The following is a 24,972-nucleotide window of genomic DNA, read 5'->3' on the forward strand; positions in this document are numbered from 1 at the left end:
GCGGGCGTCGGGACCTGCGCGCCTGCGGCCTCACCTCGGCGATCTCACCACGGCGGGCAAGGGTCCCGGCGCACGTCACGGCACATATGAATTGAGGCGAGGTGATTCGTCTTGTTATGGTGAAGGCATGGCTTTCCTCTTCTTCGTCTGAGTCCGGGCACGGCCGACGCCGCCGTCTTCGCCGCCCGTGGACCCTTCGCATACTCAGGGAAAGTCATATGCGCGACCGCGCCCATACCGTCACGCCTGCCGCCGTGGCACAGCTGTCCGTCAAGAACGTCACCAAGTCCTATGGCACCCGGACCGTCCTCGACCAGGTCTCCTTCACCGTCCGGCCGGGCGAGAAGGCCGCCGTCGTCGGTGAGAACGGCTCCGGCAAGTCCACCCTGCTGCGGTTGCTCGCCGCAGCGGAGACGCCGGACACCGGGGAGGTCACCGTCGCCTTCCCGGGCGGCGTCGGTCACCTCGCCCAGACCCTCGGCCTCGACACGGCCCGCACCGTGCAGGACGCCGTCGACCTCGCCCTGACCGAACTGCGCGACATGGAACGAGGGCTCCGCGCCGCGGAGGAGTCCCTCGCCGACGCGTCGCACGAGCAGCTCGCCGCGTACGGCGAACTGCTCGTCGCATACGAGCGACGCGGCGGATACGCGGCGGACGCCCGGGTGGACGCCGCGATGCACGGGCTCGGCCTCGCCCGGATCGCCCGGCGGCGCCCGCTCGGCTCGCTGTCCGGTGGCGAGCGGTCCCGGCTCGCGCTCGCCTGCGTCCTGGCCGCCGCCCCCGAACTGCTGCTCCTGGACGAACCGACGAACCACCTCGACGCGGCTGCCGTGCACTGGCTGGAGGAGCACCTGCGCGCGCACCGCGGCACCGTCGTCGCGGTCACCCACGACCGGGGCTTCCTGGAGCGCATCGCCACCACGATCCTTGAGGTCGACCGGGACGAGCACGCCGTGCACCGGTACGGCGACGGCTGGGCCGGCTACCGCGCCGCGAAGGCCGCCGCCCGGCGTGGCGCGCAGCAGCGGTACACGGACTGGGCGCAGGAGGTGGCCCGCGCGGAGGAACTGCTCAAGGCCGCGGGCAGAAGGCTGGCCACCACCGGCCGCGACCCGAGGCAGGGCTTCGGCAAGTACCGCCGCTCCAGCGAGGCGAAGCTCGGCGGGCAGGTGCGTTCGGTGCGGGAGCGCCTGGACTGGCTGCGGCGCAACCCGGTGGCGGAGCCGCCGGTACCGCTCCGGTTCACCACGGCGCCGCCGCCGGCAGCCGGCGGCCCGGCTCAGGGCCCCCTCGCCGAGCTCGACGACGTGCGGGTCGGGGAACGGCTGTGTCTGGACGGGCTCCTGGCGATCGAACCCGGAGGGCGCCTCCTCGTCACGGGTGCGAATGGCGCGGGCAAGTCGACGCTGCTTCGCGTCCTGGCGGGTGACCTGCAGCCGGACGCGGGCACGGCGCGCCGCCCTGCCCGGATCGGCTACCTCGCCCAGGAACCGCCCGAGCCCGCCACGCGGCTGCCGCTGCTCGCCGCGTTCGCCGCGGCACGGCCCGGGCCGCCGGACGAGCACGCCGAACGGCTCCTGTCCCTGGGCCTGTTCCGGGAGGAGGACCTGCACGTCCCGGTCACCGCCCTGTCCGCGGGGCAGCGGCGACGGTTGCAGATCGCGACCCTGGTGACCCGGCCCGCGGACCTCCTCGTCCTCGACGAGCCGACCAACCACATCGCACTCGACCTGGTCGAGGACCTTCAGGCCGCGCTCGCGACGTACCCGGGGGCGGTGGTCGCGGTCTCGCACGACCGCGGCTTCCAGGCGCGCTTCGAAGCCGAGCGGCTGGAACTGCACGCCGGCCGCAGACGCTGACCCGGTCCCGGCCTGCCTCGCCCCGAATCACCTGACACCCATCGACGCGCCGAAACAAGGGACTCCTCATGACCACCTTCCTGACGCCGCAGCAGCGCGCCGACCGCACCGCCGCCGCCGTCGAGGCGGCCGTCACGGCCGGGCGCGGGCTCGGCCTGACCGTCACCGGCCCCACGGTGCTCCACGACGTCTTCTCGGTCGTCGTCCACCTGGCGCCCTCCCCGGTCGTGGCCCGGGTTCCCACCGTCCTGCCCCGCCCCGACGACCTGGCCGCCCTCGCGCGCCGCCAGCGGGACGAACTGGATGTCACACGGTGGCTGGCCGACCAGGCGATCCCCGTGATCGCGCCCAGCCCGCTCGTGCCGCGCGAACCCGTGCGACGCGGCGGGTTCTCGATGACGTTCTGGACGTTCGTCGAGAAAGCCCGGGACAAGGAACCCGACTACGCGGCGAACGCCGAGAGCGTCGCCGACCTGCACGCGGCACTGCGCGCCTACCCGGGCCGCCGCCTGGAGTTCCTGTCCGCCGCCGACCCCCGGTTCATCACCGACGGCCTCGCCCTGCTCGACCGGCATCCCGGCCTGATCGGAGCGGCCGAACTCGGCCGGGCCCGCCGCGAATGGCGGCTCCTCGAACCCCTCGTACGCTCACGCCGCGCCTTCGAGGCCCGGTTCCCCGGCGTCGACCTCCAGCCCATCCACGGCGACTCCCCGCCCGCGAACATCTTCAACGCGGTGGACGGCGACCTCTACGCCGACTTCGAGCTGGTCACGCTGGGGCCCGTCGAGTGGGACCTGGCCGTTCTGGGACCCGAGTACGAGGCCGCCTACAACCGGGGCGCCCGGCGTAACGGCATGAGACCGCTCAACGAGGAGGTCCTCGCCTTCGTCAACGCCCTGGGCATGCTGCGGGTCATCGCCACCCTCACGCTGGTCCCGCAACTGCCCGAGCTGATGGGCTACCTCGAACCCGCCGTCGACCATTGGCGCACGACACCCTTCGCCGGCGGCGTGAACGGCTGACACCGGGCCGGTCGCCGTTCAGCGCCAGGGTCGCCCTCTCGATCGCCCGGTGGACGGTGTGTGTTCCTCCGTCACCCTGCTTTCCCAAGGCCGGGACGGGGCCCGCCGTCCTCGGACATGAGACGCAGGAACGATCTCGCGCGGGCGGTCGCGGGGGCGCCGAAGAAGACGTTCGGACACTGCTCCTCAAGGATGCGGCCGGCGTCCATGAACACCACCCGGTCGGCGACCTCCCTGGCGAAGGGGATCTCGTGGGTGATGACGACCGTGGTCATGCCGCAGGCCGCCAGGCTCCGGATGGTCTGCAGCACCTCCGCGCCCAGCTCCGGGTCCAGGGCGGAGGTCGGCTCGTCGAGGAGGACGACCTCCGGCTCCATGGCCAGCGCCCTGGCGATGGCGACCCGCTGCCGCTGCCCCCCGGACAGCCGCGCAGGGTACTCGTCACGCTTGTCGTCCAGGCCGACGTGGGCCAGCAGACGCTCGCCCATCTCGACGGCGTAGGAGCGGGGCAGACGCCGTACCGAGATCGGGCCCTCGACGACGTTCTGCAGGACGGTCATGTGCGGGAAGAGGTTGAGGTGCTGGAACACCATGGCCGTCCGGGCGCGGATGTCACGGACCAGGCGCCTCCTCGAACGGCTCTGCCCCCGCGCCGGATAGCTCAGCGTCGTGCCGTGCACGGTGACGCTGCCCGCGTCGGGCTCGTCGAGCAGGTTCAGGCAGCGGATGAGGGCCGTCTTGCCCGACCCGGACGGCCCCATGATCACCACGACCTCACCGCTGTACACGGTCAGGTCCACGCCCCTGAGCACCTCCAGACCACCGAAGCGCTTGTGCAGCCCCCGCACGTCGATGGCGACGCTCCCGCTCATGCGTAGGCCCTCCCCAGCCGTCGTTCCAGCGCTTCCTGCCCTGCGGAGAGAACGGTGTTGATCAGCCAGTAGACGGCGCCCGCGAGCGTGAACGCCTCGACGTAGCGGAAGGAGGAGCTGCCCGCGGTCTCCGCGACGCGCGTCAGCTCGACCACCGTGATCACCGAGGCGAGGGAGGTGTCCTTCATCAGCGAGATGAACCGGCCGCCGATCGCGGGGGTGGCCACCCGCAGCGCCTGCGGCAGGACGACCCGGCGCAGGGCCAGGCCGTGGGACATCCCCATCGAACCCGCCGCGTCCCACTGGCCGTCGTCGACGGCCAGGACGCCGCCGCGCAGGTTCTCGCTCAGGTAGGCGCCCGCGTAGAGGCTGAAGGTCAGGATCGCCGACGGGACGGGCGGCAGCCTCACGCCGAGCTGGGGAAGCCCGAAGTACACGAGCATGAGCTGGACGAGCGGCGGCGTGCCGCGGAACACCGAGACGTAGACGATCGCGGCCACCCTGAGCGGCCGGCGCCGGGAGAGCCTGGCCAGTGTGACGAGGCCGCCCAGCACGAGGCCGAACACGAACGACACCACACCGAGTAACAGCGTGACGGCCACACCGGTGAGCAGGCCGGGCATCGGCAGGGAGAGCAGGTCCATCGAGCGCGTTCCCTTCTGGGTGTTCAGCCGGTCCGGCCGGCCGGTGTCCCGCGGAGTTCGGCCGCCATGTCGAGGCCGCCGAGCCGGCGGCGGGAGATGGTCGTGAGCGTGCCGTCGCCGATCATGTCGCCGACCGCCCCGTCGACGGCCCGCAGGAGGGCCGGGGAGTGCCTGTCGAAGGACATGGACAGGGCGCAGACGCGCAGCGGCGGGCCGGCGGCGGTCACCGCAAGCCCGTTTCTCGTGGCCAGGTAGACGCCCTGGAACCAGGAGACCAGCGCGGCGTCGGCCCGCCCGTACGCCAGGTCCGTCAGGCCGAGGATCGCGTTGCGGTAGGTCCTGACCTCGGCGCCGGGGACACGGGTTCGGGCGAAGTCGGCCTGTATGGTGCCCTCGGAGACGGCGATCCTCCTGCCGGCCAGGTCGCCGGGCCCGGTGATGGAGGTATCGCCCTTCCGGACGAAGACCGCGATGCGGTTGACGGCGTAGGGGCGGGAGAAGGCGACCTGCCTGCCGCGTTCGGCGGTGGCCGTCTGCCCGGCGACGACGATGTCAAAGCGGTCCGCGACCACTCCTCCGACGAGGTTGGCGAAGTCGGTCCCGACGAACTCCACTCTGCTGACGCCGAGCCGCCTGGCCACCTCCCGCGCCACGTCCACGTCGTAGCCCGCCGGACGGCCGCCCTCGTCGAGGAAGTTCCACGGCGGATTGGTCTCGGTGAGGGCGACCCGCAGCACACCCGCCGCGCGCACCCGCTCCAGCGTGTCCCCGCCCCCGGCTTCCGAGCACGCCGCCGCCGGCAGGCACGCCAGGGCCGTCAGGAGGGCGGTGAGGCCTCTCATCGGCGCGGCGACAGGGCGTGCGGATCGGCGCAGTGGTCGTCGTGGCGCGAGGTCATGAGGCCTGCTCCGGAGGCCGGTGTCCGCGGGCCGTGTCCAGGGCGTGGCCGACGTGGGACAAGCCGAGGTCCAGCAGCATCCGGACGTGGGAGTCGTCGAGGCGGTGGTAGGCCATGCGCCCGGACCGGCGCACCCGCACGACGTGACAGGCGCGCAGCAGGCGCAGCGTGTGGGAGACCGCCGACTCGCTGTGGCCGCACGCCGCGGCGATGTCGCACACGCACATCTCCCCGCCCTCGAGCAGCGCGATGATCACCCGCAACCGCCCCGGGTCGGACAGCAGCGCGAAGACCCCGGCGAGTTCCTCGATCGACTCCGCCCCCGGCATCGCCTCGGCGACCGTGCCGACCCGATCCGGATCGACCATGCGCACCGCGCAGCCCTCGTCCGCGGAGACATATGAAGCTCTGCTCATATGAAAAAGCGTAGATATCGCTTTCATCCAACGCCATATTTCGTTCCGGATGAATTTCCTGGCGATATGGCCAGGTGGGCGAACAATAGATTTTGTCGGCAATTATCCCTGTTTTGACATAGTGTTTCGACTGCGATTTTGCGGATGTTATATGGCGAAAAAGGCCGGCAATGTCGTGTTTCGTGGCCAACCTTCGATTGACCGCCTCCGTCGCGTCAGGGTCTCACATGAAAAAGGCTGCTATGCCCCCTTAAAAGACCGGGTGGTGGCCGCCTTCCCGGCCGAAGCCGGCGCTCCGGGTACGGCGCTTCCGCCGCGCCGTACCCGGAAAATCTCCACGTGGGGGGAGACGTGATGTCAGTGATCGCCCCTAACAGACCGCGCGAATAAGGCTTGGGTCGGAGGGCGCAAGTGGCTACGTGCCTCGGCTGCCGATCATCATCGTGACCGGGCTTGACCTACGCTGAGCCGATGACCGACAACGGCGCACCCACGAGAAGCTCGGGCGCTGACGCGAGACTGCCCGCGACCGTGCGCATCGCCGGGGTCGTGTTGAGAAGGATGGAGAGCCCTCCATCGCCGGCCTGCTGGACCGGTTACTTCCCGGAGCCGACAGGCGCGGTCGAGACCGGGATGAGTCTGGTGATCGAGCCGGCCGCCCCGCCGGAAGAGGCCACCCTCCATGTGGCCCACGACGTCGTGAGCCACTTCGATGTCTTCGTCGACCAGGCTTTGGAGTACTGCCGCACCCGACTCCGGGAATCGCACTTCGGACTCACAACCGAGGAACTGAGCTGGCTCGACCTTCCGGAGCTGCCGCTGGCGGTTCCCGAAGCAACCGTGTGGGCCGACCAAACCTGGGCGATCCGTTTCACGGAGAGCAGGCTCCGGCTGGCGGACCCCTACGGAATCCTCGTGACGTTCAACGGAAGGCGGCCTGTCGACGTTGAGGGCCTCGACGACGAGCGATGAACCGCCCGACGCGCCATCGGGCGTGTGTTCGCGGTGAACTCCCACCTGCGCCGCCTGCGGGCACCGCGCGAAGGAGCACCGCCTCACCCGGGCCGGGTTCGCCTGTATGGTGTGTGGCCACACCGCGCACGCCGACGTGAACGCGGCGGTCAACATCTTGAGGGCAGGGCTTGTCCTTCGCCGGTCCGCGCAAGCGGTGTAGCGAGAAGCCGCTCCCTCCAGGGAACGGAGGAGCCACGTCGAGCAGCTACCTGTCCTGGGCCGCCGCGGTCGAGTTGTTCGAGCGGCGCGGCCTTGCCCGGGAGACCTACCGTGACCTCTACGAGGAGGAGTACATCCTGCATCCCGGCGCCGCCCTGGTCACCGGGGAGCTCTCCCTCGACGACCACGACGGCTCCCCGTGGTGCGCCGACACCCCCGACCAGGCGACGGGCTACGTGATCGACGGCGACCTGACCGTCGAGGGCAACATCGTCAACGTCGACGACGGGGCCGCCGCGCTGGTCGTCCTGGGAAACCTGCGCGCCGCCAACGTCCTGCTGGAGGGGGACGTCAAGCTCGTCGTGCTGGGCGACGTCGAGGTCGAGACCTTCGTGGGCAACTGGACCGACAAGCTCGTGAAGGTCCACGGCGACCTGCGCACGGCGGTGACGATCCTCTGGAACGAGTTCTGTCCCGACCTGGTCGCCGGCACCCTGCGGGGCAGGGTGCTCGCCCCCCGTTACCTGGATCTCACGGACCTGGGAGCAGGCGGCCTCGAAGACCCCGGCCCCGACGTCCCGCTCTCGGCTCTCATGGTCCCTGAGGTCCTGGTGGACGGTGAGCCGGGGCCGGACGACTTCGCCGAGATCGGCGTGCGCTCCGAGGCGCTGCGTGAGCGCCTGGGCGCGGGCCTTCCCCTGATCCGGGGAGGGCGCGCCGTACCGGCCGCGTCCTCCTGAGCGGGGTCAGCCCGCCTGGTCGGTGACCGTCTGGGACATGACGGCGCTGGAGCTCATGAGGGTTCCCGCCCTGCCCCGGTCGGTGTCGCCGAGCGCGGTCAGCGCCGCGCGGGCGGCGACGATCCGCTCGGCCTCCTCGGCGTTGTCGACGACCTCCTCTGCGAGGTCGGGGACCGTGTCGCGGACCGGTATCCGGGACATCGCGGCGCGGTGCCTGCGGGCGGCGCGGGCGGTGTTGCGCATGACGTTGGTGGCGATGCCGAACAGCCACGGCCCGACGCCGTCGCCGTCGGGCCTCAGCCGCCCGCGGAGCCGCCAGGCCTCCAGGAAGGTCAGCGACACCACATCCTCCGCCGCCGTCCGGTCCCCCGTGGTCCGGGCGGCGTAGCGGTAGATCGTCTGCGCGTGTTCGCCGAACAGCTCGCTGAAAGCCGCCGGGTCACCGGCTCTGAGCCGGCTACGCATTGTTCGTTCCACACCCGTACCTGTCCGCCGCCCCCGCCGGGTTCCTGTGATCCGCGTCACCTCTTGCGAGACCGTCCCGGTGGGAGACGCTCTCCCGGGGGCCGAAGGGTTCAAGATTGTTCCCTTACCGTCACGTCACCGGCCGTCCGCCACGGCCAACCTGCGGTGAGACGTACAGCGGTCGCTTTCCGGGGATTCGTCCCGCGGCACATCGGATCACAGAACGTCTTGAGGCGTGAGTAAGATTGGCTCTCAGGTCGAGAGGCGCTGCAACGGGCTCACGCCCGCCACGCTCGGCCCGCACCATTCGAACAAGGGCGCCTCCCAGCTGAAGGGAGGCCTCGAAGTGGAGAAGACAGCGCCGGTCGAGACGCGTGCGGAGCGTACGCAGCGGCTGAGGGACATCCTCGACCAGCGGATCGCGGTGCTCGACGGCGCGTGGGGCACGATGCTCCAGGGCGCGAAGCTCACCCCGCAGGATTACCGGGGTGACCGGTTCAACGACCACGAGATGGACGTCACCGGCGATCCCGACCTGCTGAACATCACCCGGCCCGACCTCATTCTCGACGTGCACCGGCAGTACCTCTCGGCCGGGGCCGACATCACCACGACCAACACCTTCACCGCCACGAGCATCGCCCAGGCCGACTACGGCCTGCAGGAGCACGTGCGGGAGATGAACCTGCAGGGCGCGCGGCTGGCGCGTCAGGCCGCCGACGAGGCGGGCGGGAAGTTCGTCGCCGGATCGGTCGGGCCGCTGAACGTCACGCTGTCGCTGTCGCCCCGGGTGGACGACCCCTCCTACAGGGCCGTCACGTTCGACCAGGTCAAGGCTTCCTACGCCGAGCAGATCGCGGCGCTGGCCGACGGCGGCGTCGACCTGCTCCTCGTTGAGACGATCTTCGACACGCTCAACGCCAAGGCGGCGATCACCGCCGCCCAGGAGGTCGCGCCCGACCTGCCGCTGTGGATCTCGGTGACGATCGTCGACCTGTCGGGGCGCACCCTGTCCGGCCAGACGGTCGAGGCGTTCTGGAACTCGGTCAAGCACGCCAAGCCGCTGGTCGTCGGGGTGAACTGCTCGCTGGGCGCCGTGGAGATGCGCCCGCACGTGGAGGAACTGGCCAAGCTCTCCGGCACCTACACCGCCTCGCACCCCAACGCCGGCCTGCCCAACGCGTTCGGCGGCTACGACCAGACGCCGGAGGAGACCGCGCATCTGCTCGGCGAGTTCGCGTCCGAGGGACTGGTCAACCTGGTGGGCGGCTGCTGCGGCACCTCCCCCGCGCACATCAAGCAGATCGCGGGCATCGTCGCCGGGCGGGCGCCGCGCCAGGTCGCCACTCCGCCCAGGCGCAGCCGCTTCTCCGGCCTGGAGACCTTCGAGATCGGCCCGGACACCGGTTTCGTCATGATCGGTGAGCGCACCAACGTCACCGGCTCCGCGCGGTTCCGCCGTCTCATCGAGGCCGGGAACTTCCACGCCGCCGCCGACGTGGCGCTGGAGCAGGTCCGGGGCGGGGCCAACCTGCTGGACGTCAACATGGACGCCGACCTGCTCGAAAGCGAGCAGGTCATGACCTCCTTCCTCAACCTCATCGCGACCGAGCCGGAGATCGCCAAGATCCCCGTGATGATCGACAGTTCGCGGTGGAGCGTGCTGGAGGCCGGGCTCAAGTGCGTCCAGGGCAACGGGGTGGTCAACTCCATCAGCCTCAAGGAGGGCGAGGAGCCCTTCCTCGAACAGGCTCGCAAGGTCAAGAGCTTCGGCGCGGGCGTCGTCGTCATGGCCTTCGACGAGCAGGGGCAGGCCGAGACGGCCGACCGCAAGGTCGAGATCTGCGGGCGAGCCTACGACCTGCTGACGCAGCAGGTCGGTTTCGCCCCCGAGGACATCATCTTCGACCCGAACGTGCTGGCCGTCGCCACCGGCATGAGCGAGCACAACGGCTACGCCAAGGAGTTCATCGAGGCGCTGCCGCGCATCAAGGAGCGCTGCCCCGGCGCGCTCACCTCCGGCGGCATCTCCAACCTGTCGTTCTCCTTCCGCGGCAACGACGTGGTGCGTGAGGCGATGCACTCGGCGTTCCTGCTGCACGCCGTGCGGGCCGGGCTGGACATGGGCATCGTCAACGCCGGGCAGCTCGCCGTCTACGCCGACATCCCCGCCGACCTGCTCGAACACGTCGAGGACGTCCTGTTCGACCGCCGGGAGGACGCCACCGACCGGCTCATCGAGTTCGCGCGGACGGTCTCCGGCAGCGGCACCGAGCGCAAGGTCGACCTGTCGTGGCGGGAGCAGCCCGTCGCCGAGCGCCTCGCGCACGCGCTGGTGCACGGCATCACCGACTTCGTCGAGGAGGACACCGAGGAGGCCCGTAAGATCGCCGCGAGCCCCCTTGAGGTCATCGAGGGCCCGCTCATGGACGGCATGAAGATCGTCGGTGACCTGTTCGGCTCGGGCAAGATGTTCCTGCCGCAGGTCGTCAAGAGCGCCCGGGTGATGAAGCGCTCGGTGGCCTACCTCGAACCGTTCATGGAGGCCGAGAAGGAGCGCGCCCGGCTGGCCGGGAAGGTGGAGACCCGCAAGGGTCAGGGCAAGGTCGTGCTGGCCACGGTCAAGGGCGACGTCCACGACATCGGCAAGAACATCGTCGGGGTGGTCCTGGGCTGCAACAACTACGAGGTCGTGGACCTGGGCGTCATGGTGCCCGCCGCGAAGATCCTCGACACGGCCGTCGCGGAGGGCGCCGACGCCGTGGGCCTGTCCGGGCTGATCACCCCCTCGCTGGACGAGATGGTCTCGGTCGCCGCCGAGATGGAGCGGCGTGGCCTGAAGCTGCCGCTGCTCATCGGGGGCGCGACCACCTCGAGGCAGCACACGGCCGTACGGATCGCCCCCGCCTACACCAACACGGTCGTGCACGTCCTGGACGCCTCCCGGGTCGTCGGGGTGGTCTCCGACCTGCTGGACGCCGAGCGGGCGGAGGCGCTCGACGCCGCCAACCGTGAGGAGCAGCAGGCGCTGCGGGAGGCGCACGAGAACCGCAGGCGCCAGCCGATGCTGACCCTGGAGGAGGCCCGCGCGAACGCCGAACGCCCGGTGTTCGACGGGCTGCCCGTCCCCGAGTTCACCGGGCTGAAGGTCGTCAGGCCGAGCCTGACCGAGCTGCGCGAGATGATCGACTGGCGCTTCTTCTTCCTGGCGTGGGAGCTCAAGGGCACCTTCCCGGCGATCCTTGAGCAGCCCGCCGCCCGTGACCTGTACGACGACGGGCAGCGGCTGCTCGACCAGATCATCGCCGACGGCTCGCTGCGGCCGGAGGGCGTCTACGGCTTCTGGCCGGCGCACTCCGAGGGCGACGACCTGGTGCTGGAGAGCGGCGTCAGGATTCCGATGCTGCGTCAGCAGACGCTCAAGCCCGAGGGGCGGCCCAACCGCAGCCTCGCCGACTACGTGGCGCCCTCCGGGGACCACATCGGCGGGTTCGCGGTGGCCGTGCACGGCGCGGAGGAGCTGGCGGCCCGTTACGAGGAGAACCACGACGACTACCAGGCGATCATGGTCAAGGCGCTCGCCGACCGTCTGGCCGAGGCGTTCGCCGAGCAGATCCACCTGCAGGCGCGTCGTTCCTGGTTCGAGCCGGACTCCCAGCCCGTCCTCGAGGACCTGCACGCCGAACGGTACCGGGGCATCCGGCCCGCGCTGGGATACCCGGCCTGCCCCGACCACACCCGTAAGCGGACGCTGTTCGACCTGCTCGGCGCGGAGTCGCACGGCATGGTCCTGACCGAGTCGTACGCCACGACTCCGGCGGCGAGCGTCAGCGGTCTGCTCTTCGCACACCCCGACGCCCGCTACTTCACCGTCGGACGGCTCGGCCGCGACCAGGTCGAGGACTACGCGCGCCGTACGGGGATGAGCCAGGAGGAGACCGAGCGCTGGCTGCGCCCGAACCTCGCCTACGAGCCCGAGTCCTGATCCATCCGCTTCACGGTCCGTGCCCCGATCCCTCGGGGCACGGATCAGCGGACGCGCCTGGCCGCTCTGCCGCCCAGGTGCAGGAAGGCGATCCCACCCGCGTCGTCCCGCAGGAAACGGCCGATGACCTGCTTGGGGTCGGCGGCGATCGTCAGGTCGTCGGAGCCCTCGACCAGCGCGAGCGGCATGTCGGGTATGCCCTCGACCCCCGCGGCCACCAGCTCGGGCCGCAGCACGAACCGCACCGTCAGTTTCTCGTCCACCTCGAGGGCCCACTGCCCGGCGTCGTAGCTGCCCGCGTACTCCGGCCCGGGCTCACCCAGCGGCAGCCGTACGGCCTGCGACGGCACGCCGAGCAGGTGCTCCAGGCACCAGTCGGTCACCAGCGAGCCCAGAGCCTTGCCCGGCGCCGAGTTGGTGAGCGTGGTGACGGCGAAGCCGTGCTCGGGGGCCAGCACGAACGACGACAGCTGCAGGTTGCCGATGTTGCCGCCGTGGGTGACCAGCCGCAGGCCCGCCCGCTCCTCGAGCAGCCACGGCAGGCCGATGCCGCTCCACGGCGCGCCGAGGTGGACGTGTTCCCGCTGCATCAGCTCCCTGGTCGTGGCTCCGACCGGCCCCTGGCCGTCCACGGTGCCCGTGCCCAGGTGGAAGGCGGCGTAGCGGAGCTGGTCGCGCACCGAGGAGACCAGTCCCCCCTCGGGCATGCCCTCGCGGAACAGCCCCCAGGTGTGCGCGACGTGCAGGCCGTCCGGCCGGACGACGTGGCCGACGGCGTGCGGCCGGGTCGCGACCTCCCAGGGGAAGAAGGAACTGGAGTCCATTCCCAGGGGCGTGAGCACGATCTCGCCGATCGCCGTCTCGTACGGCTTGCCGCACACGACCTCGATGATCCTGCCGAGCAGCCTGAACCCGGCGTTGCTGTAGGAGGCGAGCCGCCCCGGTGAGAAGAGCTGGGGCAGCCGGTCGTAGGTGGTGATCGAGGCCGCCAGGGCGTCGGCGCCCCAGCTGTCGCCGTCGTCGATGTCGCCGAGGAAACCGCCGGTGTGGGTGAGCAGGTGCCTGACGGTCAGCTCCTCGGCGGCCTGTTCGTCGGCGAGCCGCAGGTCGGGCAGGTAACGCCGTACCCGTCCGTCCAGGTCGAGCAGGCCGCGCTCGACGAGGTGCATGATCGCCGTCGCGGTGACCGTCTTGGTGGTCGAGCCGATCTGGAACAGCGTGTCGCCCGTCACGGGGGCCGGGGCGTCGACGCTGGCGACGCCGGTGGTGAGGACGTGCTCGGTGCCGTCGACGATCACGCCGACGGCTGCGCCGGGGACCTGGAGGGCTTTCGCCTGACTGTCGAGCAGGTTCCGCAGGTGGGTGAGGTCAGCCATTCACCCATCCTGCTGACGACGGGAGCAAGGAGGCTTCGTCGGCCTCCACCATTTCCGGCGCCTGGTTCGTCCGGCAGCCAGAGCGAGAGGCATGATCTTCCAGGGCCGCACGCCGGAGGCGCTCGGCCGGTTCCCCGAGCCTTGGGAGGCGAGGAGACAGGTGAATCGATCGAAGGCCAGAGCCATAGCCGTGGAAAAGCTCGAACACTGGGCCGGTGAACCCGCACCCGACGTCAGGGAGAGGCTTCTCGGCAGGAGCGTCCGCGAAAGGTATGTGGACGAACAGGGGAAGACCTGGATGGTCGTCGCAAGGGCCTTCTGGCAGGACGAGGCGGAAGGGGAGATGCGTGTCGTCGTCCACGTGGACGACGGCGGTCTCCTCTCGTCACTGTTCCCGGAGTCTCGGGGTGACGTCATCAGGGTTTGAGGCCGTGTGCCGGGGTCCGCCGGTGACGCCCGCATGGAGGGGCACCCGCGGACCGCGCGGACGACGGAGACTAGTGCCAGACCTGGGCGTGGCGGATCTTCACCGGAAGGACGGGCTTACCGTCGACCGGCGGGGTGGGGCCGTCCGGCGTCGGCTGGATGCCGCCCGCGGCGACGCGGTCGAGGGCGGCCAGGCCCGCCGCGTCGACCGTGCCGAAGACCGTGTAGTTGGGCGGCAGGCCGGAGTCGCCGTAGACCAGGAAGAACTGGCTGCCGTTGGTGTCCGGCCCGGCGTTGGCCATGGCCAGCACTCCGCGGGCGTAGGTCTTGCGCGTGCCGGTGGTGTCACCGGGCCACGGCGGCAGGTCGGTGGGCAGCTCGTCCTTGTACTTGTAGCCGGGGCCGCCCTCACCGGTGAAGCCGGGGTCGCCGCACTGCAGCACCTTGAGGCGGTCGTAGGCGGTCAGCCGGTGGCAGCCGGTGAAGTCGTAGAAGCCGTGCCTGGCCAGGTGCACGAAGCTCTGCACCGTGCAGGGCGCCTTGGCGGCGTTGAGGGTCAGGCCGATCCGGCCGTGGTTGGTGCTGAGGGTCGTGGTGACCGTCCTGGTGGGGGTGCGGCGCGGGTCCGGCGGCAGCGGCACACGCCGTACGGCGGGGTCGTCCGGCGTCGGGGTGTAGTGGCACGGCCCGTTCGTCGGCCTCGGCGGCCTGCCCCCGGCCTGGTTCGCGGCCGAGTCGGTGGCCGAGGGCGCGGCCGGGTCGGTGGCCGCGGAGGCGGGCAGGGAGCTGAGCGCGACCAGGGAGCCGGCCGTCGCGGCGGCCAGTGCGGCGCGGGCCGCGAATCGTAACAACGCGCTGTCGGACATGGTGCCCTCCTGGGGGGTGATCAACAGAACCCCTGAGGTCTAATCGATCTGACCGGCGCCGTCAAGGGTGCCGCCTCTTGTCGGCCGGGTGGTCACCAGGTCTCGTCCTCACGCAGGAACCGCCACAGCCGGTCGGTCGAGTTCTGGTCGCGGGCGAGGTGGAGGGTGTCCCAGCTGCCGGGCCCCTGGTAGGAGTCCAGGGTCAGCGCGAGTGTGGTGTTGAGTCGGGGGCGGTAGGCGGCCCAGCCGGTGCGCTGGTCGGAGTCACCTTGCTCGGGGCGGCGTGACCAGTCCTGCAGGGGCGAGCCGTTGCACGTTCGGACGACCACCTTGTCGGCCTCCTTCGGAAGGCCCGTCACCGGTTGCAGGCACTTGTTGGCGGCCTCGTTCTTTAACACGTAGTAGCCGTCGTCCTTGACGGTGTAGGTCCATTTGACCGTCCGGTATCTCCACCGGGGGTGGCGCAGGGCGATCGCCTCGGCGCCGTCGGCGAGGCTGTCGCCGAGGACGGCGAGACGGCCGCCGTCCATCCGGTTGATGAGCTCCCGGTTGGTCTGCGGGGGGTCGGCGTGTGCGGCGGGCGCGCAGATCAGCACGGCCGCGATGAGCATGGCCGCCACGCACACGATCTGGCTGGTGCTGGGCATGGGAATCACCTCCGTGGTGTCACATAAAGTAGCCACTCGGATACTTTTCGTGCGCTCTCCTGGGAGGGGCTTCTTCGTCCCGCCGGGTCACACAGTCCTCACGGGTGACACCGTTTGACCTGTCATGGTCCAGCCGCCCTCTGGGGTGCGGGATGTCGGTGTCCCGAGCAGGCATAACGCGCTCGTTTGGGGCTGGTGACGCGTTTCTTGCCGGCACCCCTCAATGCTGCGTCTTCTTGCGATGGAGACGAATGCTGGCGGGGGTGCCGAGGTAGCCGCAGCTCGCTTCGGGGCAGGCCTCCCAGTAGCCGCTCTCCACAGCCGCCTCGCGGACACCGTTCTCGGGGCCGAAGCCGTGGTGGGCGATGAGTCGGGCGACGGAGTTGTCGTACCGGGCCGCCAAGAGGGCGGCTTCTGCGACCTTGTCGTGCCCCTGGGAGAAGAAGGAGCCGAGGCCGACCTCGGTTCCGCATCCACACCAGCACGTACCTGTCGGGATCAGGCGAGGTTCACTCTTAGGCATGCCTTCAAGGTAGTTCTTTTAGAAGGACAATCAAGAAGCGGCTTCTAGAAAGGTTTCCAAGAAATTCGCGATCATGAGACCATGGGTTGCGATAACATGCCTTATCGCAACCCAAAAATCATGATCGATCCGACCCCGCGGAGAACCCGGTGCCCGACCCCTCCGACCCCTCCGACCCCCTCCCCGCCCTCGAACCGGACCACGGTCCCGATGTCGGTCCGGAACCCCTTGCCGGAACCGTGCTGCCCGCCCGGCACCGGGAGACGTCCTTCGCGGCCGCCGTCCCGGCGGGCCCTTCCGAGACCGACGTCGAGCGGGCGCTGTCCCCGGCGGCGCGGGCCCGGGTCGCCGACGGGTTCGCGGCCACCACCGGCCGCGCCTACGCCCGCGACTGGAGCGCGTTCACCACCTGGTGCGCGACGCACGGGCGCACCCCGCTGCCGGCCACCGCCGAGACGCTGGCGGAGTACGTCACCCACCTGGCCGCCACCCCCACCCGTAAAGGGACGCTGCCCGCGCCGTCGACCGTGGAACGGGCCCTGGCGTGCGTCCAGTCCCGGCACAAGCTCGCCGGACTGGCCGCCGACGCCCGCCCGGCCCGGCTGGCCCTGCGCGCCTACCGCCGTCAGCGCGCCGACGCCGGGCAGCGCACCCGCAAGGCGCCCCCGGCCGAACTCGACATCCTGCGCCGGATGCTGGACGCCACCGCATCCGACACCCTGGCCGGGCTGCGCGACCGCGCCGCCCTGGTGCTCGGGTTCGCGCTGATGGGCCGCCGCTCGGAGCTGACCGCGCTGAACATCGCCGACATCACCCTCACCGGCGACGGGCTGGAGGTGTTCATCGGCCGGTCCAAGACCGACCAGGACGCCATCGGCGAGACCGTGCCGCTGCCCTACGGCTCCCACACCGAGACCTGCCCGGTCCGGGTGGTGCAGGCCTGGATCACCGCCCTGGCCGAGCGCGGCGTGCTCGCCGGGCCGCTGCTGCGCGGCGTCGACCGGCACGGCCACCTCACCGGCACCGTCGGCGCGGCGGGCAAGGCCGTGAAACGAATGAGCGGGCACGGCCTGAACCTGCTGGTGCGCCGCGCCGCCGTCCGGGCCGGGCTGCCCAACGCCGAGACGTTCAGCGCGCACTCCCTGCGCGCCGGCGGCGCCACCGCCGCGGCCAAGGCCGGGGCGCCGGTCTCGGCGATCGCCCGGCACGGCCGCTGGTCGGAGAAATCCCCGGTGGTGCACGGCTACATCCGCACCGCCGACAAATGGCGCGACAACCCCATGCGCGGTGTCGGCCTGTGACTCCGGAACCGGCGCGGTGGCCTCGGCGCACCAGCCGGATCTCATTCGCTGAGACCCGGTGCCAGCCGCCGCCGTGGTGCCGGCAACAGGTGCGTGCCCGGCGCTCGGGTTGGTGTCACCAGACGCAAAGTAGAGTGTCCGAGCTGGTCAGAGGGCGTCGCGCTCAGCGTGTGGCAGCGGGCTCCGGGAGCCGTCGCGACATGTTCATCTCCTCGACGGTGGCGACCAGCGGGGCCAGCTCGGGGTTCTTGGCGGCCTCGTCCAGCGCTTCCCGGAGGGCGGCCTCGTTGGTCGGCCTGGCCGCTTCCAGGAGCTCCAGGCCGGGCCCGGTCACATCGGTGTAGATGCCGCGGCGGTCGGTCGCGCAGAGGTAGCGCGAGAGCAGGCCGCGGTCCTCCAGCCGGGTGACGAGGCGGGTGGTGGCGCTCTGGCTAAGCACGACCGCGTCGGCGACCTGCTTCATCTGCAGGTGCCCGCCCTCGCCGTCGTGCTGGCGGCTGAGCACGTCGAGCAGCGAGTACTCGCGCACGCTCAGGTCGTGCTTGGCCTGAAGGGCACGCTCGATGTGCGCCTCGATCCGGCCGGCCAGGAGGTAGAGGGCGGCCCAGCCGTTGGCGAGGGCGGTCAGCGCGGGGTCCGTGGCGGTCATGGGTGCGGCTCTCCTTCCATGGTGCATGCTCTCCAAGATAAACCCTTGCACGCAATATCAGCTAACGCGTGTATCCCGCTCATGCAAATATTACCCTACATCACGCCCAGGCGCGCGTTCCGTCGCCCACCGTCGTTGACGAGCGAATGCCCGCATTTGCACTTAGCCCGCGTATGCAATTATTGTCGAAGCGTGTAAGGCGCAACAGCAATCGTATGGAGGACGGCACACCATGCCTCTCGCGCTCCTAGCCCTGGCCATCGGGGCCTTCGGGATCGGTACAACCGAGTTCGTGGTCATGGGCCTGCTGCCCGAGATCGCCGACGACTACGGGGTGTCCATCCCCTCCGCCGGACTCCTGGTCACCGGTTACGCGATCGGCGTCGTCATCGGCGCCCCGCTGATGACGGCGCTCGGCACCCGGATCAGCCGCAAGACGATGCTCATGATCCTCATGGGCCTGTTCGTGGCGGGGAACCTGCTCTCCGCCGTGGCACCGACCATGGGCGTGATGCTCGCCGGCCGCATCGTGGCCTCCCTCGCCCACGGCGCGTTCTTCGGCATCGGCTCGGTGGTCGCCGCCGACCTCGTGGCCCCGGGTAAGAAGGCCGGCGCCATCGCCACGATGTTCACCGGCCTCACCATCGCCAATATCGCCGGCGTTCCGCTGGGCACCTTCATCGGCCAGGCCGTCGGCTGGCGCGTTACCTTCGCCGTCGTCGCCGCGCTCGGCGTGGTCGGACTGCTCGGCATCGCCAAGCTCGTCCCCGCTCTGCCCCGCCCCGAGGGCGCCCACCTGCGCCGCGAGCTCACGGCGTTCCGCAACCCCCAGGTCCTGCTCGCCATGGCGATGACCGTCCTCGGCTTCGGCGGTGTCTTCGCGGCGATCACCTACATCGCCCCGATGATGACCCACGTCGCCGGGTACTCCGACGGCGCGGTGACCTGGCTGCTGGTCCTGTTCGGCGTCGGGATGTTCCTCGGCAACCTGCTCGGCGGCAGATTCGCCGACCGCAAGCTGATGCCGATGCTCTACGCCTCCCTCGGCGGGCTCGCCGTCGTCCTGGCCCTGTTCACCCTCACCGCACACAACAAGATCCTCGCCGCGGTCTCCATCCTGCTCGTCGGGGGGCTCGGCTTCGCCACCGTCCCACCGCTGCAGAAGCGCGTGCTCGACCAGGCGCACGGCGCGCCCACCCTGGCCTCCGCCGTCAACATCGGCGCCTTCAACCTCGGCAACGCCCTCGCCGCGTGGCTCGGCGGCCAGGTCATCGCCGCCGGCCTCGGCTACACCGCCCCAAACTGGGTCGGCGCGCTGCTCGCCGGGTCCGCCCTCCTGCTGGCCGTATGGTCCGCCGTCCTGGAGCACCGCGCCCCCGTACGGGAGGACGCCGTCACCGCCGCTCCCGTTCCCGCCCACCACTGACCGTCCTCCTCTCCGTTCCTTCCTGCCCAGGACTCCCGAAGCTGCGACGAGCCGCAAAGTAGGCGGATCAGTCCAGAGTCCTGGGCCGACATGAGGTCAGGCTGCCCAGCCGCGCAGCACGGCGGGGATCGCCGAGCGGAAGGTGGCCTCGGTCGCGCCGGTGTCGAGGGCACCGGCCAGTTCGAGCGTCACCAGCCCGTGCAGGGTCACCCACAGGGAGAGCGCGATCGCGGTCGCGTCACCCGAGAGTGCGCAGGCCGATCGAGCGCGGTCTATCGCCTCGATGAGCGGCCTGACGGGATCCGCGGCTCCCACTTCGCCGGACGGGTCGAAGCTCTGCACGCCGCCGAACAGCACGGTGTAGAGGTGGCGGTGCTCGCGCCCCCATCGCCGGTACGCAACCGCCAGCGCATAGAGGTCGGCGAGGGGGTCATCGGAGGCCGGCACCGCCGACAGTTCCCGGGACAGCCCGGCGACCGCCCTGTTGCGCACTTCGGCGATCAGCCCGTCCTTGCCGTCGAACAGCGAGTAGACCGCGGCGGTCGCGGTTCCGGCGGCGGCGGCCAGGGCTCGGATGGTGATCGACTCCCGTGGGCGGGTGGCGAACATCTCGGTCGCGGACTCGATGAGGCGGTCCTTCACGGTGTCGTCGTTGATTCTCGGCCTTCCCACGACGACCAGCCTAGCCGAGCTGGTAGCGTTTCCAAACGCCGTTTTGAAACAGCGTTTGGAAACTCATATGTCTCTCCCCGTCGCCGTCCGCCTCCTCGGGCGTCTGCTTCTGGCCCTGCTCGCCGTAGTGGGGCTGGCCGGGCTGTTCCTCGCCCTCGTCGTCGTGACGGACGGCGCGCGTTCCGGGCTTGCCGCCTGGCTGACCGTCCTTGGAGCCGGCATCATCGCCGCGTTATGGCGCGGCCGGGGCCGTACCTGGCAGGGCCGATTGTGGGCCTTCGTACCGGTGTTCGCCGCCGCGGCGCTCACGGCGTCGGTCTGTGTCCCCACCGTCCCCACGACCCGTCAGTACCCGCCTGACCTGCCCTTTGTCGCGACGAAACGCTGGAGCCTGAGCACGGGAAGCCGGGTCGCGGTCTACCACTATCCCCCTGTCGCCGGGGCGCCCCGCCGTTCCACGCCGCTCGTCTACCTCCACGGCGGGCCCGTCCGCTCCATCTCCGTGCTCGACCACCGCTTCCTGCGACTCCTGGCCAGGCAGGGCTACGACGTGTACGCCTACGAGCATCCCGGTGGCGGGCGGAGCGACCTGCTGCCCATGGAGCAGTACACGATCTCCAGGTCCGTACGCGACCTCGCCGCCTTCATCGACCGTCTGGACAAGGGCCCGGCCGACGTCCTCGGATTCTCCGCGGGCGCGATCGTGCTCACCCGGGCCCTGGCCACCCCGGACACCGCCGCCCGCGTGCACCGGGCGATCATCGCCGAGCCCGGCCCCATGGACGGCCCCACCGCGCTGATCAGCGGGCAGCAAGGGCGACCGTCCGCGCGCGGCCTCGCCCCGGCCCCGGCCGGAGCGCGGGCGACGCGCGTCCCCCGGTACGCCGTCGCACTCGGCCTCATCCAACTCGGGCTCCTGCCGCCCGACACCGGCCTGATCACGCAGGCCGAAGGCGTCAACGCCTTCAAGGCCGCCGATCTCGGCAGCGACACCGCCTCCGCCTACTGCGCGCGCGACGCCGGCCGCATCCCCACCGAGGACACCGCGGAGAACTTCTCCTTCAACGCCGCCGCCAGCCTGCAGATCCAGCAGACGATCAAAGACTCACCCTCCATCGCCCCCGGGCTGAGCCGCTCCCGGACCCCCGCGATGCTGATGATCGCCGAGTGCTCCTCACAGACACGCCAATGGCAGACGGCCATCCTTGCCGCCGGCCCCGCCATCGAGCGAACCCAGTACATGCCCGGCGTCGGACACCGCATGTGGAACGGCCTCGACGACAACGACGAGCGCGCCGCCGCCGTCATCACAGCGTTCCTCCAGGGCGAGCCCTCGCCCCTGCCCGATTACCCGACCCGCACCGGTATCTCCGCCTTCCTCCACCACCACAGGTGAGGCCCGCAGCGGGCCGATGCCATCCCACCGGAGGTCCGCTCACGCCGCAGTGGGGGTGCCACCGGAATACGGCGGAAACGGGCCACTCCGGGACGCTGACCGGGCGGAACCTATGTTCTGTCCGGTGCCTGAAACGGCGTCTGACCAGCTCAGCAGGGTGAGGTCGCAGCGGGAACCCATCCGGTCCCACACCGGGCACCGCCAACCAGTCGCCGGGCGGCGCTTGTTCGCCAGGGCGTCCCGGGCCCTGCGGTCCAGGCGGAAGAACTGCTCCAGTTCCGCCGGCGAGGGTTCGTCGGGGAAGCGTCCACAGCGGGCGACCTGCTCATCGGAAGCGCGCGCACGTGGTTTTCCTGTCGAGCTGCGCTATCTGGCCACACCGGTCGATGAACTGCGCCGCCGTCTGGAGGTCCGCAACGGAGAGAGGGCGCCAGGGGTGGCCCCGGTCAGCCGTGAGCTGCTTGAGGAGTATCTGAGCCTCTTCCAGGCTCCCGGCGATGACGAGCTCGCCCTTTTCGACGAACCTCAGTCGTGGCCGGGGTCGGGGGCCCACAGCCGGTCGGCGTCTCCCGCGGCGAGCCGCCCCCGGTAGACGTCGATCTTGTGGCTGATGAGGTCGAGGCTTTCCCGCACCTCGGCGAGCCTGGCGGTCACCTCGCCTCGGTGCGCCTCCAGGAGGGCGAGCCGTTCCCGTTCGTTGCCCGGTCCGGCAGCCACGAGCTCGGCGTATCGCCGGATGGTCCTGATGGGCATGCCGGTGGCCCGTAGCTTGGCGCAGACGACGATCCAGTCGAGGTCGATCTTCCGGTATCTCCGCCACCCGCCCACGGTGCGGTCGACGGTGGTGACGACCAGCCCGGCACGCTCGTAGTAGCGCAGCGTGTGCACACTGACCCCGGTACGGTGGGCGGCCTCGGCGATGCTCAGTCCCTCCTGGGCGTCGGGGAGGGCCGTCTGCGGATTGACTTCGAGCACGCTCTAAATTTTAGCCTCGCGGTCGTGATTCACACGACACGATTCCGGACCCCTGCCGGCGAGTCCGGCGGACGGCGGCGCCACCGGCTCCTGGTGCTCGCGATCTGCTGCGTCAGCGCGGCCGTCGTGGTCATGGACATCTCCATCGTCAACGTCGCGCTTCCCTCGATCCGCCGTGACCTGCACGCCTCGGTCTCGGGCCTGCAGTGGACGGTCGACGCCTACACCCTGGTGCTCGCCGGTTTCCTGGTGCTGGCGGGCTCGACCGCCGACCGGGTGGGCCGCAGACGCGTCTTCCAGATCGGCCTGGCCGCCTTCGGGATCGGCTCCCTGCTGTGCGGGCTGGCGCCGACCGTCGGCTGGCTGGTCGCGGCACGGGTCGTCCAGGCCGTCGGCGGCACGATGCTCAACCCGGTGGCCATGGCGATCGTCGCCACCGTCTTCCCCGAGCCCGCGGAACGGGCCAGGGCCATCGGCGTGTTCGGCGCGACGACCGGCCTGGCGCTGGCGCTCGGCCCGGTCCTCGGCGGCCTCCTGGTCGACGGCTTCGGCTGGCACGCCGTCTTCTGGGTCAACGTGCCGGTCGTGGCCGCCACGATCGTGTGCGCCGCGCTGTTCGTCCCCGAGTCCCGTGCCCCCCGCCCGCGCCGTTTCGACCCGGCCGGTCAGGCCCTGGTGGTCGTGGTGCTGGGCTGCGTCGTCTACGCGGTGATCGAGTCCCGGCGGCTCGGCTGGACCTCGCCGGTGATCCTGGGGCTGCTGGTGGTCGCCGCGCTCGGCGTGCTGGGTGTTCTGCGCTACGAGCCACGCCGTACCGATCCGCTGCTCGAACTGCGGCTCTTCCGGAGTGTGCCGTTCGGGTCGGCGATCCTGATGGCCTTCTTCGCGCTGTGCGGGTTCGGCGCCTTCCTGTTCGTGACCACCCTGTACCTGCAGGAGGTGCGCGGCATGTCCGCGCTGACGGCCGGGCTGTGCCTGCTGCCGGTCGGGGCGCTGACCGTGGTGCTCTCCCCCCTCACCGGAAGGCTGGTCGGCGCGCGCGGCCCCCGGCTGCCGCTGGTGGTCGCCGGGAGCGCACTGGCCCTGGGCGGGCTCGCCTCGCTCCGGCTCGGCCCCGCGACCCCGTTGCCTGCCGTACTCGTGACGTTCCTGCTGTTCGGCGTCTTCATGGGGGCCGTCAACCCGCCGATCACCAACACGGCGGTCTCCGGAATGCCCCGTTCGATGGCCGGGGTGGCCGCCTCACTGGCCTCGGCGGGACGGCAGAGCGGCACCACGCTGGGCGTCGCGATCGCCGGAATGATCATGGGGCCGGCCCTCGCCCGTGGCGGTACGGCGTTCACCACGGCCGAGCGGGGGGTGTGGTGGCTGGTGGCCGGGCTCGGTGTCTGCGTCGTGGTCCTGGGGCTGCTCGCCACCGGGCGCCGGGCCCTGGAGACCGCGGACCGGACGGCCGCGCTGTTCGAGAACCTGGACGCGAGGCCGTGACGGCACGCCGTCACGGCCTCCCGGCGAACCTGTCGACCAGGAGGTCGAGCCGCTGTGCCGACCCCTCCTCGGGCAGGCGGCCCGAGCGGGTGAGCGCGACCAGGCCGTGCATGGCCGCCCAGAAGACCTCGACGAACAGACCGGGGTCGGCGTCCCCCGCCACGTCGCGAAGCGTGTCGAGCAGCGCCCCGAACCCCTCGCGCAGTGGTGCGGGGGTCGCCGCGTCGGCGAAGAGCAGGCCGGTGTCGAGAAGGAACATCGCGTCGTACAGCGCGGGGTTGCCTTCGGCGAAACCGACATACGTCTCCGCGAGCGCGGACACCGCGGCCCGTCCCCCGGAGGAGTCCGCGACCGCGCGCCGCATCGCCGCCGTCAGTTCGGCGAACCCCTGCAGGGCGACGGCCCCGACGATCTCACGCTTGCCGCGGAAGTGGCTGTAGAGCACGGGCTGGCTGTACTCGATGCGTTCGGCCAGGCGGCGCGTGGTCACCGCCTCCCACCCCTGCTCCTCGGCGAGCTCCCGAGCCGTCGCGACGATCAGCTGGTGGCGGTGCGCCCGCTCGCGCTCCTTGCGTTCCCGTACCGACATCCCTCGATTCTAGCATCGCTAGCCATTCGAGCGTCGATCGAAACGATCTGTTCAGCGGATCGGAAGCGGGACGCCGCGCTGGTCGGCCGGACGGGGGCCGTGGATGCGCCGGTCGTCCTCGGAGATCGGCGTGTCGTTGATGCTGGCCTCCCTCCGGCTCATGAGCCCCTCCGGGGAGAACTCCCACAGCTCGTTTCCGTAGCTGCGCCACCACTGACCGGAGGAGTCCCGGCACTCGTATTGGAAGCGCACCGCGATCCGGTCACCGTGGAAACCCCACAGCTCCTTGCGGAGCACGTAGTCAAGCTCCCGTTCCCACTTCTCCCTCAGGAACGCCACGATCTCCGCGCGGCCCGTGACGAAACGGTCGCGGTTACGCCACACGGAGTCCTCGGTGTAGGCCAGGGCGACCCGCTCCGGGTCACGGGTGTTCCAGGCGTCCTCGGCGGCCTGGACCTTCTCCAGCGCGGTTTCCAGGGTGAAGGGCGGCAGGGGCGGTCGTGTCGTCACGACGGTCTCCTCGATGTCGTCCGGCGGTCCCTCCATTAGAGCCGTACGGCG

Annotated in this window: 24 protein-coding genes, 1 pseudogene and 1 riboswitch; of the genes and pseudogenes, 11 read left to right on the top strand and 14 right to left on the bottom strand. The window is 70.7% G+C overall.

Annotated features, from left to right (window positions below; genetic code table 11):
• Positions 1 to 218 precede the first annotated feature (218 nt).
• Positions 219 to 1,862 (top strand): ribosomal protection-like ABC-F family protein, encoded by a 1,644-nt coding sequence (gene abc-f / locus ACFYY8_RS34715; RefSeq protein ID WP_390048421.1) that lies wholly within the window; start codon positions 219 to 221, stop codon positions 1,860 to 1,862.
• A 68-nt stretch (positions 1,863 to 1,930) separates the two neighbouring features.
• Positions 1,931 to 2,884, top strand: a complete 954-nt coding sequence (locus ACFYY8_RS34720) for a phosphotransferase (protein WP_390048423.1) — start codon at positions 1,931 to 1,933, stop codon at positions 2,882 to 2,884.
• Between the two features lie 71 nt (positions 2,885 to 2,955).
• Here ACFYY8_RS34720 and ACFYY8_RS34725 read toward each other — a convergent pair whose 3' ends face one another.
• Genes ACFYY8_RS34725 through ACFYY8_RS34740 form a run of 4 tightly spaced genes read right to left on the bottom strand, consistent with a single transcriptional unit; the run spans position 2,956 to position 5,714 of the window.
• A complete protein-coding gene (locus tag ACFYY8_RS34725; RefSeq protein ID WP_390048425.1) occupies positions 2,956 to 3,756 on the bottom strand; it encodes an amino acid ABC transporter ATP-binding protein in 801 nt (266 codons plus the stop codon).
• Positions 3,753 to 4,400: an amino acid ABC transporter permease gene (locus tag ACFYY8_RS34730; protein WP_390048427.1), complete on the bottom strand. Its 648-nt coding sequence runs from the start codon at positions 4,398 to 4,400 to the stop codon at positions 3,753 to 3,755. Before ACFYY8_RS34730 ends, ACFYY8_RS34725 begins: the two co-directional genes overlap by 4 nt.
• A gap of 23 nt (positions 4,401 to 4,423) precedes the next feature.
• Entirely contained in the window at positions 4,424 to 5,242 is an 819-nt protein-coding gene (locus ACFYY8_RS34735) for a transporter substrate-binding domain-containing protein (RefSeq protein ID WP_390048429.1), read from the bottom strand.
• A gap of 52 nt (positions 5,243 to 5,294) precedes the next feature.
• The gene (locus ACFYY8_RS34740; protein WP_390048431.1) at positions 5,295 to 5,714 is read right to left on the bottom strand and encodes an ArsR/SmtB family transcription factor; all 420 of its coding nucleotides are present in this window, start codon (positions 5,712 to 5,714) and stop codon (positions 5,295 to 5,297) included.
• 471 nt (positions 5,715 to 6,185) lie between these two features.
• Between ACFYY8_RS34740 and ACFYY8_RS34745 the strand changes: the two genes are divergently transcribed.
• The 3 genes and pseudogenes from ACFYY8_RS34745 to ACFYY8_RS34755 all read left to right on the top strand — a co-directional run bounded on the left by ACFYY8_RS34745 (position 6,186) and on the right by ACFYY8_RS34755 (position 7,627).
• Positions 6,186 to 6,686 carry a hypothetical protein gene (locus ACFYY8_RS34745; protein WP_390048433.1) on the top strand — a complete coding sequence of 167 codons (501 nt, stop codon included), beginning with the start codon at positions 6,186 to 6,188 and terminating at the stop codon, positions 6,684 to 6,686.
• 55 nt (positions 6,687 to 6,741) lie between these two features.
• A pseudogene (locus ACFYY8_RS34750) lies at positions 6,742 to 6,888 on the top strand (zinc ribbon domain-containing protein); the annotation flags it as partial.
• Positions 6,857 to 7,627: a hypothetical protein gene (locus tag ACFYY8_RS34755; RefSeq protein WP_390048435.1), complete on the top strand. Its 771-nt coding sequence runs from the start codon at positions 6,857 to 6,859 to the stop codon at positions 7,625 to 7,627. The pseudogene ACFYY8_RS34750 and the gene ACFYY8_RS34755, both read left to right, overlap by 32 nt.
• A gap of 6 nt (positions 7,628 to 7,633) precedes the next feature.
• Here ACFYY8_RS34755 and ACFYY8_RS34760 read toward each other — a convergent pair whose 3' ends face one another.
• Positions 7,634 to 8,092 (bottom strand): RNA polymerase sigma factor, encoded by a 459-nt coding sequence (locus ACFYY8_RS34760; RefSeq protein WP_390048437.1) that lies wholly within the window; start codon positions 8,090 to 8,092, stop codon positions 7,634 to 7,636.
• Positions 8,093 to 8,345: 253 nt separating this feature from the next.
• A riboswitch (S-adenosyl-L-homocysteine riboswitch) is annotated at positions 8,346 to 8,422 on the top strand.
• A gap of 16 nt (positions 8,423 to 8,438) precedes the next feature.
• Here ACFYY8_RS34760 and metH point away from each other — a divergent pair.
• Positions 8,439 to 12,077, top strand: a complete 3,639-nt coding sequence (gene metH, locus ACFYY8_RS34765) for a methionine synthase (RefSeq protein WP_390048439.1) — start codon at positions 8,439 to 8,441, stop codon at positions 12,075 to 12,077.
• A gap of 44 nt (positions 12,078 to 12,121) precedes the next feature.
• On the opposite strand, the gene ACFYY8_RS34770 is transcribed toward metH, so the two are convergent.
• Positions 12,122 to 13,453, bottom strand: coding sequence for a serine hydrolase domain-containing protein (locus ACFYY8_RS34770; protein WP_390048441.1), 1,332 nt, complete (start codon positions 13,451 to 13,453; stop codon positions 12,122 to 12,124).
• Between the two features lie 91 nt (positions 13,454 to 13,544).
• Between ACFYY8_RS34770 and ACFYY8_RS34775 the strand changes: the two genes are divergently transcribed.
• Entirely contained in the window at positions 13,545 to 13,880 is a 336-nt protein-coding gene (locus tag ACFYY8_RS34775; protein WP_390048443.1) for a hypothetical protein, read from the top strand.
• 70 nt (positions 13,881 to 13,950) lie between these two features.
• Here ACFYY8_RS34775 and ACFYY8_RS34780 read toward each other — a convergent pair whose 3' ends face one another.
• The 3 genes from ACFYY8_RS34780 to ACFYY8_RS34790 all read right to left on the bottom strand — a co-directional run bounded on the left by ACFYY8_RS34780 (position 13,951) and on the right by ACFYY8_RS34790 (position 15,915).
• Positions 13,951 to 14,769 carry a peptidylprolyl isomerase gene (locus ACFYY8_RS34780; protein ID WP_390048445.1) on the bottom strand — a complete coding sequence of 273 codons (819 nt, stop codon included), beginning with the start codon at positions 14,767 to 14,769 and terminating at the stop codon, positions 13,951 to 13,953.
• Positions 14,770 to 14,837: 68 nt separating this feature from the next.
• A complete protein-coding gene (locus ACFYY8_RS34785) occupies positions 14,838 to 15,392 on the bottom strand; it encodes an RICIN domain-containing protein (protein ID WP_390048447.1) in 555 nt (184 codons plus the stop codon).
• 220 nt (positions 15,393 to 15,612) lie between these two features.
• A complete protein-coding gene (locus ACFYY8_RS34790; RefSeq protein ID WP_390048449.1) occupies positions 15,613 to 15,915 on the bottom strand; it encodes a hypothetical protein in 303 nt (100 codons plus the stop codon).
• Between the two features lie 149 nt (positions 15,916 to 16,064).
• Between ACFYY8_RS34790 and ACFYY8_RS34795 the strand changes: the two genes are divergently transcribed.
• Positions 16,065 to 17,216, top strand: a complete 1,152-nt coding sequence (locus ACFYY8_RS34795; RefSeq protein WP_390048451.1) for a tyrosine-type recombinase/integrase — start codon at positions 16,065 to 16,067, stop codon at positions 17,214 to 17,216.
• Positions 17,217 to 17,379: 163 nt separating this feature from the next.
• Here the strand turns inward: ACFYY8_RS34795 and ACFYY8_RS34800 are convergent, their stop codons facing one another.
• A complete protein-coding gene (locus ACFYY8_RS34800) occupies positions 17,380 to 17,865 on the bottom strand; it encodes a MarR family winged helix-turn-helix transcriptional regulator (RefSeq protein WP_390048453.1) in 486 nt (161 codons plus the stop codon).
• A 232-nt stretch (positions 17,866 to 18,097) separates the two neighbouring features.
• On the opposite strand from ACFYY8_RS34800, the gene ACFYY8_RS34805 reads away from it, so the two are divergent.
• Entirely contained in the window at positions 18,098 to 19,291 is a 1,194-nt protein-coding gene (locus tag ACFYY8_RS34805; RefSeq protein ID WP_390048455.1) for an MFS transporter, read from the top strand.
• A gap of 96 nt (positions 19,292 to 19,387) precedes the next feature.
• Here the strand turns inward: ACFYY8_RS34805 and ACFYY8_RS34810 are convergent, their stop codons facing one another.
• Positions 19,388 to 19,963 (bottom strand): TetR-like C-terminal domain-containing protein, encoded by a 576-nt coding sequence (locus ACFYY8_RS34810; RefSeq protein WP_390048458.1) that lies wholly within the window; start codon positions 19,961 to 19,963, stop codon positions 19,388 to 19,390.
• A 67-nt stretch (positions 19,964 to 20,030) separates the two neighbouring features.
• On the opposite strand from ACFYY8_RS34810, the gene ACFYY8_RS34815 reads away from it, so the two are divergent.
• Positions 20,031 to 21,359, top strand: coding sequence for an alpha/beta hydrolase (locus tag ACFYY8_RS34815; protein ID WP_390048460.1), 1,329 nt, complete (start codon positions 20,031 to 20,033; stop codon positions 21,357 to 21,359).
• Positions 21,360 to 21,884: 525 nt separating this feature from the next.
• Here ACFYY8_RS34815 and ACFYY8_RS34820 read toward each other — a convergent pair.
• Positions 21,885 to 22,334 carry a MerR family transcriptional regulator gene (locus ACFYY8_RS34820; RefSeq protein ID WP_390048462.1) on the bottom strand — a complete coding sequence of 150 codons (450 nt, stop codon included), beginning with the start codon at positions 22,332 to 22,334 and terminating at the stop codon, positions 21,885 to 21,887.
• A gap of 24 nt (positions 22,335 to 22,358) precedes the next feature.
• Between ACFYY8_RS34820 and ACFYY8_RS34825 the strand changes: the two genes are divergently transcribed.
• Complete coding sequence (locus ACFYY8_RS34825) at positions 22,359 to 23,822, top strand: MFS transporter (RefSeq protein WP_390048464.1); 1,464 nt, start codon at positions 22,359 to 22,361, stop codon at positions 23,820 to 23,822.
• Between the two features lie 10 nt (positions 23,823 to 23,832).
• Here the strand turns inward: ACFYY8_RS34825 and ACFYY8_RS34830 are convergent, their stop codons facing one another.
• Both ACFYY8_RS34830 and ACFYY8_RS34835 read right to left on the bottom strand, forming a co-directional pair.
• On the bottom strand, positions 23,833 to 24,411 hold the full coding sequence (locus ACFYY8_RS34830; protein ID WP_390048466.1) for a TetR/AcrR family transcriptional regulator: 579 nt from the start codon (positions 24,409 to 24,411) through the stop codon (positions 23,833 to 23,835).
• A gap of 51 nt (positions 24,412 to 24,462) precedes the next feature.
• On the bottom strand, positions 24,463 to 24,921 hold the full coding sequence (locus ACFYY8_RS34835; protein ID WP_390048468.1) for a DUF1348 family protein: 459 nt from the start codon (positions 24,919 to 24,921) through the stop codon (positions 24,463 to 24,465).
• Positions 24,922 to 24,972 lie beyond the last annotated feature (51 nt).

Source organism: Streptosporangium sp. NPDC001559 (assembly GCF_042893955.1).
GTDB lineage: Bacteria > Actinomycetota > Actinomycetes > Streptosporangiales > Streptosporangiaceae > Streptosporangium.

Bases quoted from the DNA above. Each gene is read 5' to 3' on its own strand.
- ACFYY8_RS34745 (WP_390048433.1), top strand. From the start codon at position 6,186: ATGACCGACAACGGCGCACCCACGAGAAGCTCGGGCGCTGACGCGAGA.
- ACFYY8_RS34720 (WP_390048423.1), top strand. From the start codon at position 1,931: ATGACCACCTTCCTGACGCCGCAGCAGCGCGCCGACCGCACCGCCGCC.
- ACFYY8_RS34815 (WP_390048460.1), top strand. From the start codon at position 20,031: ATGTCTCTCCCCGTCGCCGTCCGCCTCCTCGGGCGTCTGCTTCTGGCC.
- ACFYY8_RS34730 (WP_390048427.1), bottom strand. From the start codon at position 4,400: ATGGACCTGCTCTCCCTGCCGATGCCCGGCCTGCTCACCGGTGTGGCC.
- ACFYY8_RS34830 (WP_390048466.1), bottom strand. From the start codon at position 24,411: ATGTCGGTACGGGAACGCAAGGAGCGCGAGCGGGCGCACCGCCACCAG.
- ACFYY8_RS34785 (WP_390048447.1), bottom strand. From the start codon at position 15,392: ATGCCCAGCACCAGCCAGATCGTGTGCGTGGCGGCCATGCTCATCGCG.
- ACFYY8_RS34735 (WP_390048429.1), bottom strand. From the start codon at position 5,242: ATGAGAGGCCTCACCGCCCTCCTGACGGCCCTGGCGTGCCTGCCGGCG.
- ACFYY8_RS34800 (WP_390048453.1), bottom strand. From the start codon at position 17,865: ATGACCGCCACGGACCCCGCGCTGACCGCCCTCGCCAACGGCTGGGCC.
- ACFYY8_RS34775 (WP_390048443.1), top strand. From the start codon at position 13,545: ATGATCTTCCAGGGCCGCACGCCGGAGGCGCTCGGCCGGTTCCCCGAG.
- abc-f (WP_390048421.1), top strand. From the start codon at position 219: ATGCGCGACCGCGCCCATACCGTCACGCCTGCCGCCGTGGCACAGCTG.
- ACFYY8_RS34805 (WP_390048455.1), top strand. From the start codon at position 18,098: ATGCCTCTCGCGCTCCTAGCCCTGGCCATCGGGGCCTTCGGGATCGGT.
- ACFYY8_RS34760 (WP_390048437.1), bottom strand. From the start codon at position 8,092: ATGCGTAGCCGGCTCAGAGCCGGTGACCCGGCGGCTTTCAGCGAGCTG.
- ACFYY8_RS34790 (WP_390048449.1), bottom strand. From the start codon at position 15,915: ATGCCTAAGAGTGAACCTCGCCTGATCCCGACAGGTACGTGCTGGTGT.
- ACFYY8_RS34770 (WP_390048441.1), bottom strand. From the start codon at position 13,453: ATGGCTGACCTCACCCACCTGCGGAACCTGCTCGACAGTCAGGCGAAA.
- ACFYY8_RS34725 (WP_390048425.1), bottom strand. From the start codon at position 3,756: ATGAGCGGGAGCGTCGCCATCGACGTGCGGGGGCTGCACAAGCGCTTC.
- ACFYY8_RS34740 (WP_390048431.1), bottom strand. From the start codon at position 5,714: ATGAGCAGAGCTTCATATGTCTCCGCGGACGAGGGCTGCGCGGTGCGC.